16 protein-coding genes are annotated in these 15,200 nt (G+C 52.5%); 10 read left to right on the plus strand and 6 right to left on the minus strand.

Features of this window, described 5'->3' with window-relative positions:
* Positions 1–372: 372 nt before the first annotated feature.
* The 4 genes from amyA to fliD form a co-directional block, all read right to left on the minus strand.
* Positions 373–1,860 carry an alpha-amylase gene (amyA, locus tag ACOT1A_RS00635; RefSeq protein ID WP_276169831.1) on the minus strand — a complete coding sequence of 496 codons (1,488 nt, stop codon included), beginning with the start codon at positions 1,858–1,860 and terminating at the stop codon, positions 373–375.
* Between the two features lie 98 nt (positions 1,861–1,958).
* Positions 1,959–2,330, minus strand: coding sequence for a flagella biosynthesis regulatory protein FliT (gene fliT / locus ACOT1A_RS00640; RefSeq protein ID WP_006811148.1), 372 nt, complete (start codon positions 2,328–2,330; stop codon positions 1,959–1,961).
* Entirely contained in the window at positions 2,330–2,740 is a 411-nt protein-coding gene (fliS, locus tag ACOT1A_RS00645) for a flagellar export chaperone FliS (RefSeq protein WP_023306516.1), read from the minus strand. Before fliS ends, fliT begins: the two co-directional genes overlap by 1 nt.
* Positions 2,741–2,770: 30 nt before the next feature.
* Positions 2,771–4,183: a flagellar filament capping protein FliD gene (fliD, locus tag ACOT1A_RS00650; RefSeq protein WP_023306515.1), complete on the minus strand. Its 1,413-nt coding sequence runs from the start codon at positions 4,181–4,183 to the stop codon at positions 2,771–2,773.
* A 268-nt stretch (positions 4,184–4,451) separates the two neighbouring features.
* Between fliD and ACOT1A_RS00655 the strand changes: the two genes are divergently transcribed.
* The 8 genes from ACOT1A_RS00655 to sdiA all read left to right on the plus strand — a co-directional run bounded on the left by ACOT1A_RS00655 (position 4,452) and on the right by sdiA (position 11,943).
* The gene (locus ACOT1A_RS00655; protein WP_022648544.1) at positions 4,452–6,092 is read left to right on the plus strand and encodes a FliC/FljB family flagellin; all 1,641 of its coding nucleotides are present in this window, start codon (positions 4,452–4,454) and stop codon (positions 6,090–6,092) included.
* A 163-nt stretch (positions 6,093–6,255) separates the two neighbouring features.
* On the plus strand, positions 6,256–6,975 hold the full coding sequence (locus ACOT1A_RS00660) for an RNA polymerase sigma factor FliA (protein WP_003859623.1): 720 nt from the start codon (positions 6,256–6,258) through the stop codon (positions 6,973–6,975).
* A 54-nt stretch (positions 6,976–7,029) separates the two neighbouring features.
* A complete protein-coding gene (fliZ, locus tag ACOT1A_RS00665; RefSeq protein ID WP_023300482.1) occupies positions 7,030–7,581 on the plus strand; it encodes a flagella biosynthesis regulatory protein FliZ in 552 nt (183 codons plus the stop codon).
* Between the two features lie 86 nt (positions 7,582–7,667).
* On the plus strand, positions 7,668–8,468 hold the full coding sequence (gene tcyJ / locus ACOT1A_RS00670; RefSeq protein ID WP_023300481.1) for a cystine ABC transporter substrate-binding protein: 801 nt from the start codon (positions 7,668–7,670) through the stop codon (positions 8,466–8,468).
* 103 nt (positions 8,469–8,571) lie between these two features.
* A complete protein-coding gene (dcyD, locus tag ACOT1A_RS00675; RefSeq protein ID WP_276169830.1) occupies positions 8,572–9,558 on the plus strand; it encodes a D-cysteine desulfhydrase in 987 nt (328 codons plus the stop codon).
* A gap of 21 nt (positions 9,559–9,579) precedes the next feature.
* Positions 9,580–10,248, plus strand: coding sequence for a cystine ABC transporter permease (gene tcyL, locus ACOT1A_RS00680; protein ID WP_022648540.1), 669 nt, complete (start codon positions 9,580–9,582; stop codon positions 10,246–10,248).
* Positions 10,245–10,997, plus strand: a complete 753-nt coding sequence (tcyN, locus tag ACOT1A_RS00685; protein ID WP_023300479.1) for an L-cystine ABC transporter ATP-binding protein TcyN — start codon at positions 10,245–10,247, stop codon at positions 10,995–10,997. Before tcyL ends, tcyN begins: the two co-directional genes overlap by 4 nt.
* Positions 10,998–11,220: 223 nt before the next feature.
* On the plus strand, positions 11,221–11,943 hold the full coding sequence (gene sdiA / locus ACOT1A_RS00690) for a transcriptional regulator SdiA (protein ID WP_032622448.1): 723 nt from the start codon (positions 11,221–11,223) through the stop codon (positions 11,941–11,943).
* Between the two features lie 64 nt (positions 11,944–12,007).
* Here the strand turns inward: sdiA and ACOT1A_RS00695 are convergent, their stop codons facing one another.
* Positions 12,008–12,232, minus strand: coding sequence for a DUF2594 family protein (locus tag ACOT1A_RS00695; RefSeq protein ID WP_003859644.1), 225 nt, complete (start codon positions 12,230–12,232; stop codon positions 12,008–12,010).
* The gene (locus ACOT1A_RS00700) at positions 12,219–12,299 is read right to left on the minus strand and encodes a hypothetical protein (RefSeq protein ID WP_418235935.1); all 81 of its coding nucleotides are present in this window, start codon (positions 12,297–12,299) and stop codon (positions 12,219–12,221) included. Before ACOT1A_RS00700 ends, ACOT1A_RS00695 begins: the two co-directional genes overlap by 14 nt.
* Positions 12,300–12,697: 398 nt before the next feature.
* On the opposite strand from ACOT1A_RS00700, the gene uvrY reads away from it, so the two are divergent.
* Together uvrY and uvrC are read left to right on the plus strand one after the other, a co-directional pair.
* Positions 12,698–13,354, plus strand: a complete 657-nt coding sequence (uvrY, locus tag ACOT1A_RS00705; RefSeq protein ID WP_017384478.1) for a UvrY/SirA/GacA family response regulator transcription factor — start codon at positions 12,698–12,700, stop codon at positions 13,352–13,354.
* Positions 13,351–15,183: an excinuclease ABC subunit UvrC gene (gene uvrC, locus ACOT1A_RS00710; RefSeq protein WP_023300478.1), complete on the plus strand. Its 1,833-nt coding sequence runs from the start codon at positions 13,351–13,353 to the stop codon at positions 15,181–15,183. Before uvrY ends, uvrC begins: the two co-directional genes overlap by 4 nt.
* The last annotated feature ends 17 nt before the right edge of the window (positions 15,184–15,200 follow it).

Consider the following 15,200-nt stretch of genomic DNA (forward strand, 5'->3'; position numbering starts at 1 on the left):
TCACTTTATGTTCCTTGCTACTCTGTAGCGACATGAGCGGTGAACGTGCCAGGGTGGCTCAGTTGCCACCACCCTGGCGACCCGGGCTCCCGGCGGAAAATCGCCGCTTCGCGGTACCCTCAGCTTTTTCCTTCAGGCTATCGGGTCGGGCATGAGCCTGCATCCATGCAGGCCACGCCCTCTCGGCGCTTCCCTGCGCCTCGCCCCGGCCTTACGGAAACGCTTCGGCGATTTACAGCCGGACCAGGGCATTGCTGAAAGTCCTCAGTTATTATGAAGGCAACGTTATTGCTTCTGCTTTCAAATTACTGGAGATATCTCTCCCTGTGGGAGAGGGTCGGGGTGAGGGCATCAGGCCGCACCTTTCCCGTACTACAGCGCGTCTTCAATCACCCAGACGCTAACGCTTCCCCCGTTACAGAAGAACGTCCCTTCGCCATCCGCCGCCGTGGTCACGGTTTCCTCGCGGTTGCCTAAAAAATCACGCCAGGTCTTATTGCCGTAATTCTCGCCGAGGCAGATCGTCTTCTCACCGTCATCACCATTCGACAGCACCACCACACAGCCCGGGTGCTCCTCTGTCCCGCTGCGGCTAAACGCAATGCAGTTTGGATGATCGAAAAGGAGGGTTTGCACGCCGTGGGCAAAACGCTGCCGGGCGAGGATCAGCTCGTGGAGCTGTTCAATCACCGGCATATCAATGTGATACGTCTCACCATCCCCGCCAGTGTCGTCATAGCTGGCGCCAAAAAGATCCGGGTAGAACACGCTCGGCACGCCGTTTTCACGCAGCAGGATGAGCGCGTAAGCCAGCGGTTTGAACCAGGCTTCAACCGGGGCTTCCAGCGCCTGCAAGGGCTGGGTGTCATGGTTGGCCACCAGCGTTACGGCATGGAACGGATCGGCTTCCACCAGCGTACCGGTGAAAATCTGGCTCATATCGTAGTCGCGTCCCTGGCGTGACGCTTCGTGAAATTTCATTTGCAGCGGCGCGTCAAACAACATGGTTTTGCCGTCCACCTGATTGATGTATTGCTGCAATTTATCCACTTCGTGAGACCAGTATTCCGCCACAATAAATAGCGGCTGCGGGGCCACCTCCTGGACATGTTCAATCCACTCTTTATAGAACCAGGCTGGAATGTGTTTTACCGCGTCCAGGCGGAAGCCGTCGCAGTGGGTTTGCTCCATCACCCAGCGCGCCCAGTATTTGATCTCCTCCGTCACCGCGTGGTTGCGAAAATCAATATTTTCACCCATCAGGTAATCGAAATTGCCCATCTCGTCGTCGACCTGATCGTTCCAGCCTTCGCCGGTGTAGTCGTTAACGATTTTGAAGATACCGTCCTCACTGGGATTTTCAATGTGGTCGATACCGCTAAAGCATTTGTAATCCCAGATGAACTGCGAATACTGCCCGGCCCGAACGGGGAAGGTGTAGCGCGTCCAGGCTTCACATTCGATGATCTCATCGCTGATTTGGGTGCGATCCTGAGCATCCACGCGCTGCACGCGGACGGGTTCCTTTTCATCGGCCCCCATTTTATGGTTGACCACCACGTCCAGAAGCACCGCAATCTGGTTGCTTTTTAAGGCGTTGATGGCCTCCAGCAGTTGGGCTTTATCGCCGTATTTGGTGGCGACGCTGCCTTTCTGGTCAAACTCACCGAGGTCGAAAAGGTCATAAGAGTCATACCCGACGGAATAGCCGCCGGATGCGCCTTTGTAGGCCGGGGGTAACCAGACCATATTGATGCCGATTTCGTTCAGGTTGGGGGCTAATGCCGTGACTTCTCGCCACAATTCACCGCCGGTGGGGTAGTACCAGTGAAAACATTGTAAAAGGGTTGGGTTGCGCATGCACCATCTCCATGAGGTCGCGAAACTCAAGTATGGAGCAGGTTTGGCAGAAATGCCTGGCGAACGAAACGGTTAACGCTTGCCCGCCAGTTAAATGGCTAATTAATATCGCTATTACTTTGCGGAACCAGGACATGACCGCCCTGATTACCGTAGGTGGAGAGAACGGTTTTCTGGATGGAGGATTGCCCAACCAGCTTCGCCAGCTCATCCATTCTGGCTTGCAGCAATGTTTTTACCTGGCCTTCGTTGTCCAGGATCACCCGCAGCGTCGGGCGAAGCTGCTCCTGAATCTGCATCGAAGGTTCACTTTCCTGAGTGAGACGAGCCAGTGAGTGCACCGCATTAACATAGTCGGTTTCACAGATGATTAGATCATCCCATAGTCCCTGCCGCGCCAGTCGCAACATCAACTGGCTCTGCTCAAGGAGTTGCTGATAAAGGGCATAAAGTTGCGGTGCGTTACTCATTAGACGGCGTCCTGGACAAGAGTTGGTATACCTGCTGCCTCCTTCCAGCCATCCGCAATATTGCGCAGTAAATTCTCCACCTCTTCGATGGCACTGGCATCATTGCGAAGGTTGGCCTGAAGCAGGCGACGAACCATGTAGGCATAGAGAGCGATCAGGTTTTGTGTTAACTCGTCTTTACTCTCTTCATCTAATCCGACCTTCAGGCCATTTTCGATGATATTAATCGCTTTGGAGAGTGCTAACCCTTTTGCCGGGATATTACCGTCTTCCAGGAACAGACGCGCGCGTACCAGCGCGCTGAGGGCACCATCAAATAGCATGATAACCAACTGCTGCTGGCTGGCGCTCATCACCGCGCTTTCAACTTCTATCTTTGCGTAGGCCTGCGTGCCTTTTGCGCCGTACATGTTATCCCCCTCGGGTCTGATTATCTGTTACTACTTGTTGGAAGACGTATTTTCGAATTGTTGTGTAAGGTAGCTGCTCGTAGAGTTCAGCGAGTTCATCATGACGTCCAATTGCGTAAACTGTTCTTTATAACGCGCTACCATGGTGTCGATACGCTCGCTGGCCGCGTTGTATTGCTTAGTTAAATTGTTCAGGGTTTTACTGACGCCATCTTTTGCAGCCTGAATGATGCCGGTACTGGAGAGCCAACCTGTGAGGTTTGTTCCAACGGTGGTGGTGATACCGGATGTTTTCCCGTCACCGATCAGCAGGTCTTTGATACCAGCCGCGCTGTTTTTCATTGCCGCGCTAAGCTTGTCATCATCCACTTCCAGTTTACCGGTGCTTGGGTCGGTAGTGATGCCAGCTTGAGCCAGGGTCTTGATATTGGAACTGGTGTGAGGATTATTCAGCACGCTTCTCAACTGAGTCTGAATAGTGCGTAGCGTACTGTCGCCTAATAACGCGCCGTTGCTGGTATTCTGAGCGTCTGAACCCGCATCCACAGCAGTATATTTTGTGAGGCTGCTGAAAGTATCTTGCAGGGAGTTATACGCCGTCACCCAGTCGTTTATCGCTTTGGTCGCTTTAGTGTTATCGGTAGTGATCGTTAAGGTCTGATTACCGGTTGTCACGTCGTTCAGGTTGAGAGTGATATCTTCCAGCGCATCACTGATTGTATTGCTGCTGTTTTCAATATCAACGTTATTAACTTTCAATAGCGCATTTTGGGCCGTAACGCTTTCCATCATGCCGTTAGCGGTATCTGCGCTATTACCGTTGTAGCCCATGAAGGACTGAAGTGCCGCATCGCCGCTGACACTAATAGTCATGGCATTGTCTTTACCGGTATCTTTCGACGTAATGGACAGACGATACTCACCATTACCGACGTTAATAATACTGGCACTTACGCCAGCATCCGCTTTGTTGATCGCATCTCGGATACCAGTTAGAGAACTGTTTTCTGCACTGATATTAATGGTGACAGGTTTCTTGTCACCACCTTGCTGAATGGTGATGGTGCTGTCCGCTGTCGCAATCGCCGTTTTATTGTCACTTTGCGTTTTAGCTGTTGTCAGGGTTTGCGCCTGCGCAAGCTGCGATACGTTAATGGTGTATTTACCCGCAATCGCGCTGCCGCTGGTTGTAGCACTGAAGGATGTGCTGCTGCTGGCGGTGGTAGTCGCTGTAAAGAGATCGGCTTTGCTAAGTGCAGTATTTGCCGTCTGGAAGGATTCCAATGCACTTTTCAGCGTGCCGTAAGCACTAAGTTTTGCTGTATAGGAAGTTTGCTGCTTAGAGATCGGCGTCAGTTGTGCTTTTTGTGCAGCGGTCAGACTGTCCAGAATGTCGCCTAACTGCAAACCTGATCCGACTCCCAACGTAGAAATACTTGCCATATTTATTCCTTAATGTAACGACATGTAGAACGAATAGTGGGGTTATCGGCCTCAACTCAGGAAAGTTTACGGTTAGGTTCAAATTTTTAATGGCGAGAATAACGCTATTGGAGAAGAGTATTTCCGTGGCTAAAAAAATTAACGCGATCCTGAAAAAAAATCTAAAGGTTGGTTTGGACCAGACGATAACACCATTGACGGCGATGAAGCCGAAGGGTGGAAACCCAAATCTAACCCACAGATTTGATGAACAACAGGAAACGTAATCATGGCACAAGTCATTAATACCAACAGCCTCTCGCTGATCACTCAGAACAACATCAACAAGAACCAGTCTTCAATGTCTACCGCCATTGAGCGTCTGTCATCTGGTCTGCGTATCAACAGCGCAAAAGATGATGCTGCTGGCCAGGCGATTGCTAACCGCTTCACCTCCAACATCAAAGGTCTGACTCAGGCTGCACGTAACGCTAACGACGGCATCTCTGTTGCACAGACTACTGAAGGCGCACTGTCTGAAATCAACAACAACTTACAGCGTATTCGTGAGCTGACCGTTCAGTCTTCTACCGGTACTAACTCCCAGTCTGACCTGGACTCAATTCAGGATGAAATCAAATCCCGTCTGGACGAAATTGACCGCGTATCTGGTCAGACCCAGTTCAACGGCGTGAACGTGCTGGCAAAAGACGGCTCCATGAAAATTCAGGTTGGCGCGAACGATGGCCAGACCATCACCATCGACCTGAAACAAATAGACTCTAATACTCTGAAACTGTCCGGTTTTAACGTTAACGGTAAAGGTGGCGTAGCCAACGCAGTTGCAACTGCAGCCGATATGACCGCTGCTGGCTTTACCCTGGCTGGTAATACGTACACAGGTTCTGCAGGATTTAAAGCTGCATCTTCTGCAGATGTATTAGGTAGCCTGGCAAATGGTGACACTGTCCTCAGTGCTGGCACTGTTGCTGATGGTCTCTCAGGAGCAGCAAATACCTACACCTACGATAAAGCAAACGACAAGTTTACTTTCGGTGTAACAGGCGCGACCTCTGCACAGGTTCTGAGCTACCTGAACCCATCTGCGGGCGACACTACCTCAGCTACCGTTACTATCGGTACAACTAAACAAGACGTCATCATTGCTAAAGACGGTACTTTAACCGCTAAAGATGATGGTGCTGCTCTGTATCTGGATACTACCGGCAACCTGACCAAAAACAGCGCGGGTACCCCACCAGTTGCAACACTGGCTGGTCTGCAGGCTAACGGCGGTGGTACTGCGATTGCTTCTTCTATTACCACTGCATCTGGCGAAACCCTGACTCTGGCAGGCGGTACGGCTGGTACTATCGATGTTACTAATGCCTCTATCAGCGCTGACAAACTGCAGAGCGGTGCTGCTGCAGCAGGTTATACAACATCTACCGGCTATGCCGTTGACAACGCCGGTGCGGTTAAAAACGGTGCTGCGGATGTGTATGTTGATAACAACGCTGCATTAACCACCACAAATACAGCTACTTATTTTGTTCAGACTGATGGCTCTATCACCAATGGTTCTGGCAAGGTTGCGCACAAAGATGCGAATGGTAAGATCACCACTGACGCTCAGACTGCTACTACTGCCACTACTGACCCACTGAAAGCCTTGGACGACGCTATCAGCTCCATCGATAAATTCCGTTCTTCTCTGGGTGCGGTACAGAACCGTCTGAGCTCTGCGGTAACCAACCTGAACAACACCACCACCAACCTGTCTGAAGCGCAGTCCCGTATTCAGGACGCCGACTATGCGACCGAAGTGTCAAATATGTCTAAAGCGCAGATAATCCAGCAGGCTGGTAACTCCGTGTTGGCCAAGGCTAACCAGGTTCCTCAGCAGGTTCTGTCTCTGCTGCAAGGCTAATCGCCTGATTACGCTTAAACCCCGCTTCGGCGGGGTTTTTTCTATCCACGCACAAGCGTAACCCCCCAAATAACCCCTCATTTCACCCACTATTCACCCGATTAAAACCCCTCCAGAATCGGATAATCATGCCGATAACTCAACTAACGCAGGGCTGTTTATCGTGAATTCACTCTATACCGCTGAAGGTGTAATGGATAAACACTCGCTGTGGCAGCGTTATGTTCCGCTGGTGCGTCACGAAGCATTGCGCCTCCAGGTACGTTTGCCGGCGAGCGTGGAACTGGACGATCTGCTACAGGCGGGCGGTATCGGGTTATTGAATGCAGTTGACCGGTACGACGCTCTGCAAGGAACGGCATTTACGACTTACGCAGTGCAGCGTATTCGTGGTGCGATGCTGGACGAGCTGCGCAGCCGCGACTGGGTGCCGCGCAGCGTTCGCCGCAACGCGCGCGAAGTGGCGCATGCGATGGGGCAGCTGGAACAGGAACTGGGGCGCAACGCGACGGAAACCGAAGTGGCGGAGCGTCTGGGCATTCCTGTTGAAGAGTATCGCCAGATGTTGCTCGATACTAATAACAGCCAACTCTTCTCTTATGATGAGTGGCGCGAAGAGCATGGCGATAGCATCGAGCTGGTGACGGATGAACATCAGCAAGAAAACCCGTTACACCACTTACTGGAAGGGAATTTACGCCAGCGCGTGATGGAAGCGATTGAAGCTTTACCGGAACGTGAGCAACTGGTGTTAACCCTCTATTACCAGGAAGAGCTCAATCTCAAAGAGATTGGCGCCGTGCTGGAGGTGGGCGAGTCACGGGTGAGCCAGCTGCACAGCCAGGCCATTAAACGCCTGCGCACAAAACTGGGTAAGTTATAGGTGAGTCATTCGCCTTGGAAATGCCGCACAACGTATTGACAACCAGGAGTTATCATGACGGTGCAGCAATCTAAAAGACGGCCTTTAAGCCGCTACCTGAAAGACTTTAAACACAGCCAGACGCATTGCGCCCACTGTAAAAAATTACTCGACCGCATCACGCTGGTTCGTCGCGGTGAAATCGTGAATAAGATTGCGATTTCCCGCCTCGACACGCTGATGGATGAAGCCGCCTGGCTTGAAGAGCAAAAAGAGTGGGTAGCGCTTTGCCGTTTCTGTGGCGATCTCCACTGCAAAGAGCAAAGCGACTTCTTCGATATTATCGGCTTCAAGCAATTCCTGTTTGAACAAACGGAGATGAGTCACGGCACCGTGCGTGAATACGTGGTTCGCCTGCGCCGCCTGGGTCAGCATTTGACCATGCAAAATATCTCCCGCGATCTGCTGACGACCGGATACCTGGATGAAAATCTGGAGCCCTGGCTGCCCGCCACCAGTACCAACAATTACCGCATCGCGCTGCGAAAGTACGCGCAATATAAAGTCCAGATGCCGGGCGTCATAAAGCAGAAAGTCCACGCCGGAACAACTTCTGATATATATTAAAAAAGAATAAGATGTAGCGCAGCCGCCTTTGACGTTGCAGGCGATTTCTCTACACTACGCAAAAATTCCACTGTATCGGAGTACTTATGAAATTAGCAGTTCTGGGTCGTCAGGCGCTGATGGGGATGATGGCCGTTGCGCTGGTCGCGGGGATGAGCGTGAAAACGTTCGCGGCAGATAATCTGCTCAACAAAGTCAAAGAGCGCGGCACGCTGCTGGTTGGGCTGGAAGGAACCTATCCTCCGTTCAGCTTCCAGGGCGACGACGGTAAGCTGACCGGTTTTGAAGTGGAGTTTGCGCAAGAGCTGGCCAAGCATCTCGGCGTCAAAGCCTCCCTGAAACCGACCAAATGGGATGGTATGCTGGCGTCACTGGATTCCAAACGTATCGACGTGGTGATTAACCAGGTGACCATTTCTGACGAGCGTAAGAAGAAGTATGACTTCTCTACGCCGTACACCGTGTCCGGTATCCAGGCGCTGGTGAAGAAAGGTAACGAAGGCAGCATCAAATCCGCCGCGGATCTGAAAGGTAAGAAAGTCGGCGTCGGTCTGGGCACCAACTACGAAGAGTGGCTGCGCCAGAACGTGCAGGGCGTGGACATCCGCACCTATGATGATGACCCGACGAAATACCAGGATCTGCGCGTAGGCCGTATAGACGCCATTCTGGTTGACCGCCTGGCAGCGCTGGATCTGGTGAAGAAAACCAACAATACCCTGGCCGTCGCGGGCGATGCATTCTCCCGTCAGGAGTCCGGCGTGGCGGTGCGTAAAGGTAACGAAGATCTGCTGAAAGCCATTGATGCTGCCATTGCTGAAATGCAGAAAGACGGCAGCCTGAAGGCGCTTTCTGAGAAGTGGTTCGGCGCAGACGTGACGAAATAAGTCTCTGACCGACAAAAAAAGGCGCTTTTAAAAGCGCCTTTTTTATTTCTCGCGCGTCTGCGTGCATAATGAAATAACAATTGTTTGCGTGACCGGAGGAACCATGTCACTACAGAATTTAACGCGCTTTCCCCGTCTGGAATTTATCGGCGCACCCACGCCGCTGGAGTATCTGCCGCGATTTTCTGACTATCTGGGGCGCGATATTTTCATTAAGCGTGACGATGTGACGCCCATGGCGATGGGCGGGAATAAGCTGCGCAAGCTGGAATTTCTCGCCGCCGATGCCCTGCGCGAGGGGACGGACACGCTGATCACCGCCGGGGCAATTCAGTCTAACCACGTTCGCCAGACGGCGGCAGTGGCGGCGAAGCTGGGCCTTCACTGCGTAGCCCTGCTGGAGAACCCGATTGGCACGCAGGCAGAGAATTACCTGACTAACGGTAACCGCCTGATGCTGGATCTGTTCAACGTGCAGGTTGAAATGGTTGACGCGTTGACCGACCCGGCTGCACAGCTTGATGAACTGGCGACGCGCCTGGAAGCGCAGGGCTTTCGTCCGTACGTCATCCCGGTTGGCGGCTCGAATGCGCTGGGTGCCCTCGGCTATGTTGAGAGCGCGCTGGAAATCGCCCAGCAGTGCGAAGGCGCGGTGAGTTTGTCCTCGGTGGTAGTGGCGTCCGGCAGCGCGGGTACCCATGCCGGTTTAGCGGTCGGGCTTGAGCAACTGATGCCGGACGTAGAGTTGATTGGCGTGACGGTTTCCAGAAGCGTTGCGGATCAAAAGCCGAAAGTCGTCACCCTGCAACAGGCGGTGGCAGAACAGCTTGCGCTTCAGGCGAAGGCGGAAATATTGCTGTGGGATGACTACTTCGCGCCGGGTTATGGCACCCCCAATGATGATGGGATGGAGGCCGTTAAGCTGCTGGCCCGCCTCGAAGGTATTCTGCTTGACCCTGTCTATACCGGTAAGGCGATGGCGGGCCTTATCGACGGCATCGCCCGCAAGCGCTTTAAGGATGAAGGACCCATTTTGTTTGTTCATACTGGCGGGGCGCCTGCGCTGTTTGCCTATCATCCCCATGTCTAAAAATCAGGTAGAAAAATAATAATGCAAGAAAGTATTCAACTGGTAATTGATTCGCTGCCGTTCTTGCTTAAAGGCGCAGTGTTTACTTTACAGCTCAGTATCGGCGGGATGTTCTTCGGGCTGGTGCTCGGGTTTGTGCTGGCACTGATGCGCATGTCGAACGTCTGGCCGGTGCGGTGGCTGGCGCGGTTTTACATCTCCGTGTTTCGCGGAACGCCGCTTATCGCCCAGCTGTTTATGATTTACTACGGGCTGCCCCAGTTCGGTATCGAGCTGGATCCGATCCCGGCGGCGATGATTGGCCTGTCGCTGAATACGGCGGCGTACACCTCTGAAACGCTGCGTGCGGCGATCTCGTCCATCGATAAAGGACAGTGGGAAGCAGCGGCCAGTATCGGGATGACCCCGTGGCAGACGCTGCGCCGGGCGATCCTGCCCCAGGCGGCGCGCGTGGCGCTACCTCCGCTGAGCAACAGCTTTATCAGCCTGGTGAAAGACACCTCGCTTGCGGCGACCATTCAGGTGCCGGAGCTGTTCCGTCAGGCGCAGCTGATCACCTCGCGCACGCTGGAAGTGTTTACCATGTATCTGGCGGCCTCGCTGATTTACTGGGTGATGGCGACGGTGCTGTCCGCCCTGCAAAACTATTTTGAAAACCAGCTTAACCGCCAGGAGCGAGATCCAAAATGAGTGCAATTGACGTCAAAAACCTGGTGAAAAAATTCCACGGGCAAACGGTGCTGCACGGCATCGACCTTGAGGTTGAGCAGGGCGAAGTGGTGGCAATTATCGGTCCGAGTGGGTCAGGGAAAACCACGCTGTTGCGCAGCATTAATTTGCTTGAGCAGCCCGAAGGTGGGACGATCCGCGTGGGCGATATCACCATTGATACCGGGAAACCCATCAGCCAGCAAAAAGGGCTGATTCGCCGCCTGCGTCAGCATGTTGGCTTCGTATTCCAGAGCTTTAATCTCTTTCCGCACCGTACGGTGCTGGAAAATATTATCGAAGGTCCGGTCATCGTAAAGGGTGAACCAAAGGAAGACGCGACGGCCCGCGCCCGCGAGCTGCTGGCGAAGGTTGGCCTGGCCGGGAAGGAGACGAGCTATCCGCGTCGGTTATCTGGCGGACAGCAGCAGCGTGTCGCCATTGCGCGCGCGCTGGCGATGCGCCCGGATGTGATCCTGTTCGACGAACCCACATCCGCACTCGATCCTGAGCTGGTCGGGGAAGTGCTTAACACTATCCGACAGCTGGCGCAGGAAAAACGCACGATGGTGATTGTGACGCATGAAATGAGCTTCGCTCGCGACGTTGCCGATCGGGCAATTTTCATGGATCAGGGGCGAATAGTAGAGCAGGGGCCAGCTAAGGCGCTGTTTGCCAAACCTCAGCAGCCTCGAACCCGCCAGTTCCTTGAAAAATTCTTAATGCAGTAGCATTTTCACGCTCAATTTGCTCCAGATGTCACTTCTGGAGCAAATTATCCTCCCTTAAATTCAGTTTTGTTGATTTTTTATTCCACCCGATGTGGATAAGCCATCGCCAAATTAAAGATAATCCGTCTGTGGTCGATATTTTATATAAATGATCCTGCTTTATGTGTTAGGTTATATTCACCATAATAATGATTATCTTTATCAGAGGCTTCATTCGGCAAGTATGAGGGATATAGACTTTTTCACCTGGCGACGGGAATGCGTCCTCCGGTTTCAGGAAATGACCTGTGCTGACGAGGTATATCAGGAACTTCAGCGACAAACGCAGGCGCTTGAATTCGATTATTATGCGCTTTGTGTTCGACACCCTGTGCCATTTACCCGCCCGCGAACATCCGTCCATTCCAGTTATCCGCAACAATGGATGGCGCAATATCAATCCGAGAATTATTTCGCCATTGACCCGGTACTGAAGCCGGAGAATTTCATTCAGGGTCATTTGCCCTGGACGGATGAATTATTCACGGATGCCCAGCAATTATGGGACGGCGCGCGGGACCACGGTTTACGTAAGGGAATAACCCAGTGTCTGATGCTGCCAAATCATGCGCTCGGCTTCCTCTCCGTGTCATGTACTAGCTTACAGGCACACTCGATATCCAGTGAAGAAATTGAGCTGCGTTTACAAATGCTGGTTCAGATGGCGCTCACTACACTGTTGCGCTTTGAACATGAGACGGTGATGCCGCCGGAAATGAAATTCAGCAAGCGTGAACGGGAAATTCTGAAGTGGACCGCAGAAGGGAAGACGTCGGCAGAAATTGCCATCATTCTTTCCATCTCGGAAAATACCGTCAACTTCCATCAGAAGAATATGCAGAAGAAATTCAACGCGCCGAATAAGATCCAGATAGCGTGTTATGCCGCGGCGACTGGGCTTATTTGACTGATATCACGTTCTGCGTGTCAGACGAGGAAAAGGCTGAATGCACTGCATCCAGCCTTTTTTGTTACTGGCGGTAGGCTTGTTTAATTTGCTTAACTGTATTGGCAAAAACAGCGGATTCCGCCTGATCTTCCATCTGCGCGATCTGTTTTTCCATTTTAATGATCACACGTCCAGCATCAGCCTGGCCCATCGCCTGTAGCATAAGCGTCAGCAGCGACTTCAGGCAGTTTACTTCCTGTGCCAGTTCCTGGTTATTCTCGGCAGTGGCAAATTCAGGTGTGCTCATTTATTTTCCTCATTATAAAACAGCGCATGAGCGCGACGATGAAAGTTAAGGCGGCGGAGTATACCACAAGCTGCGGCAAAAAATGCAGTGGTTGTTTTTTATACTTTTACGCGTATTGATTATTGGCCGGTGCGGATTATGAAGGTAATCTGCCCAATATGTTAGCGACAATTAAATGTTTATCGCCGGTACGCCATCCGTTAATTGTTGTTACAAAAAAATGAGAGCATTTTTTAGTTTACGTTAACAAATGTTTTGGTGGCTTTTTGAATGCTGGTGCTAAAAAAATAGCAGTAAAGCCCAGTACACATGGGTTTTCTTTCCACTTACTGTACAGCCTAATTTCCAAAAACGAGACCCGAATCGTATAGCCGATTTTTTAGCGTTTTAATCTTGCATGGAAAACCGTTAATATAAACCCAATTAGCAGTCAGTAGCGTTATCCCTATTCTGGAGACATTTCCTTTGATCAACGTCCTTCTTGTTGATGACCACGAACTGGTGCGCGCAGGGATACGACGCATTCTTGAAGATATAAAGGGTATTAAAGTTGCCGGCGAGGCGTGCTGTGGCGAAGATGCCGTCAAATGGTGTCGCGCGAACTCCGCAGACGTGGTGCTGATGGATATGAACATGCCCGGTATTGGCGGGCTTGAAGCCACGCGCAAAATCGCGCGCATGTTCGTTGATACCAAAGTCATCATGCTGACCGTCCATACCGAAAATCCGCTGCCCGCCAGGGTCATGCAGGCGGGGGCTGCGGGGTATCTCAGTAAAGGTGCTGCACCGCAGGAAGTCGTCAATGCGATCCGCACCGTTCACGCAGGGCAGCGCTATATCGCTTCTGATATTGCTCAACAGATGGCGTTGAGTCAGATTGAACCGGAAAAAACGGAATCTCCGTTTGCCAGTTTGTCTGAGCGCGAATTGCAGATTATGCTAATGATCACTAAAGGTCAGAAGGTGAATGAGATTTCTGAGCAGTTGAATCTCAGCCCGAAAACGGTCAACAGCTATCGCTATCGGATGTTCAGTAAACTGAACATTCACGGTGATGTCGAACTGACTCACCTGGCCATTCGCCATGGTTTGTGCAATGCGGAGTCGTTAATAAGTCAGTGAGTGAAGCGTTCGATTCAAAAGCATTTCTGAAAACCGTCACGAGCCAGCCAGGCGTCTACCGGATGTACGATGCTGGCGGTACGGTTATCTATGTCGGTAAGGCGAAAGATCTGAAGAAACGCCTTTCAAGCTATTTCCGCAGCAACCTTGCCTCCCGTAAAACCGAAGCGCTGGTCGCACTTATACACAACATTGATGTCACCGTAACGCACACGGAAACGGAAGCGCTGCTCCTTGAGCACAACTACATTAAGTTGTATCAGCCGCGCTACAACGTTCTGCTGCGTGATGACAAGTCCTATCCGTTTATCTTCCTGAGCGGCGACACGCACCCGCGGCTGGCGATGCATCGTGGCGCTAAGCATGCGAAAGGTGAATATTTCGGCCCCTTCCCGAACGGTTATGCCGTGCGGGAAACGCTGGCGCTTTTGCAAAAAATCTTCCCTGTTCGCCAGTGCGAAAACAGCGTTTATCGCAACCGCTCCCGGCCATGCCTGCAATATCAGATTGGCCGCTGCCTGGGACCATGCGTTGAAGGGCTGGTGAGCGAAGAAGAGTACGCGCAGCAGGTGGAATATGTCCGCCTGTTTTTAGCCGGGAAAGACGATCAGGTGCTGACGCAACTGATTACCCGCATGGAAAAAGCCAGCGCGGCGCTGGAATTTGAGGAGGCCGCACGCATCCGCGACCAGATCCAGGCGGTGCGCAGGGTGACCGAGAAGCAGTTTGTTTCCAATACGGGCGACGACCTCGATGTCATCGGCGTTGCCTTTGACGCCGGCCTGGCCTGCGTTCACGTGCTGTTTATTCGTCAGGGCAAAGTGCTCGGCAGCCGCAGTTACTTCCCGAAAGTGCCGGGCGGGACTGAGATGGGTGAAGTGGTGGAGACCTTTGTCGGCCAGTTTTATTTGCAGGGCAGCCAGATGCGTACGCTGCCCTCGGAGATCCTGCTCGACTTCACGCTGGACGATAAAACCCTGCTGGCGGACTCACTTTCAGAGCTGGCAGGCCGCCGGGTGAATGTCCAGACGAAACCGCGCGGCGATCGTGCGCGTTATCTGAAGCTGGCGCGAACCAATGCCGCCACGGCGCTGACCACCAAACTTTCCCAGCAATCGACCGTCAGCCAACGTTTAACCGCGCTTGCTACGCTGCTCAAGCTGCCGGAAGTGAAACGCATGGAATGCTTCGACATCAGCCATACGATGGGTGAGCAGACCGTGGCGTCGTGTGTGGTCTTTGATGCGAATGGCCCCCTGCGGGCAGAGTATCGTCGCTATAACATCACCGGCATTACGCCCGGTGACGATTATGCCGCCATGAATCAGGTGCTGCGTCGTCGCTATGGTAAAGCGATTGAAGAGAGCAAAATCCCGGACGTTATCCTTATCGACGGCGGGAAAGGGCAGTTGGGGCAGGCGAAGGCGGTATTCGAATCGCTCGACGTGGAGTGGGATAAGAACCATCCGTTGCTGCTAGGGGTAGCTAAAGGGGCAGATCGTAAGGCTGGCCTGGAAACGCTGTTCTTTGAGCCGGAAGGCGAGGGCTTTAGCCTGCCGCCAGATTCCCCTGCACTGCACGTGATCCAGCACATCCGAGATGAGTCGCACGATCATGCCATTAGCGGACACCGCAAAAAACGGGCGAAAGTGAAAAATACCAGTACCCTTGAGACGATTGAAGGCGTCGGGCCAAAACGTCGCCAGATGCTGTTGAAGTATATGGGCGGATTGCAAGGATTACTCAACGCCAGTATGGAAGAAATTGCAAAAGTGCCGGGTATTTCGCAAGGGCTGGCAGAAAAGATCTACTACTCGTTGAAACATTGAGGGCTCTGTAGCAACAT

The sequence above is a fragment of the Enterobacter cloacae complex sp. SYL003 genome, assembly GCF_049236925.1.
Taxonomy (GTDB): Bacteria; Pseudomonadota; Gammaproteobacteria; order Enterobacterales; family Enterobacteriaceae; genus Enterobacter; species Enterobacter intestinihominis.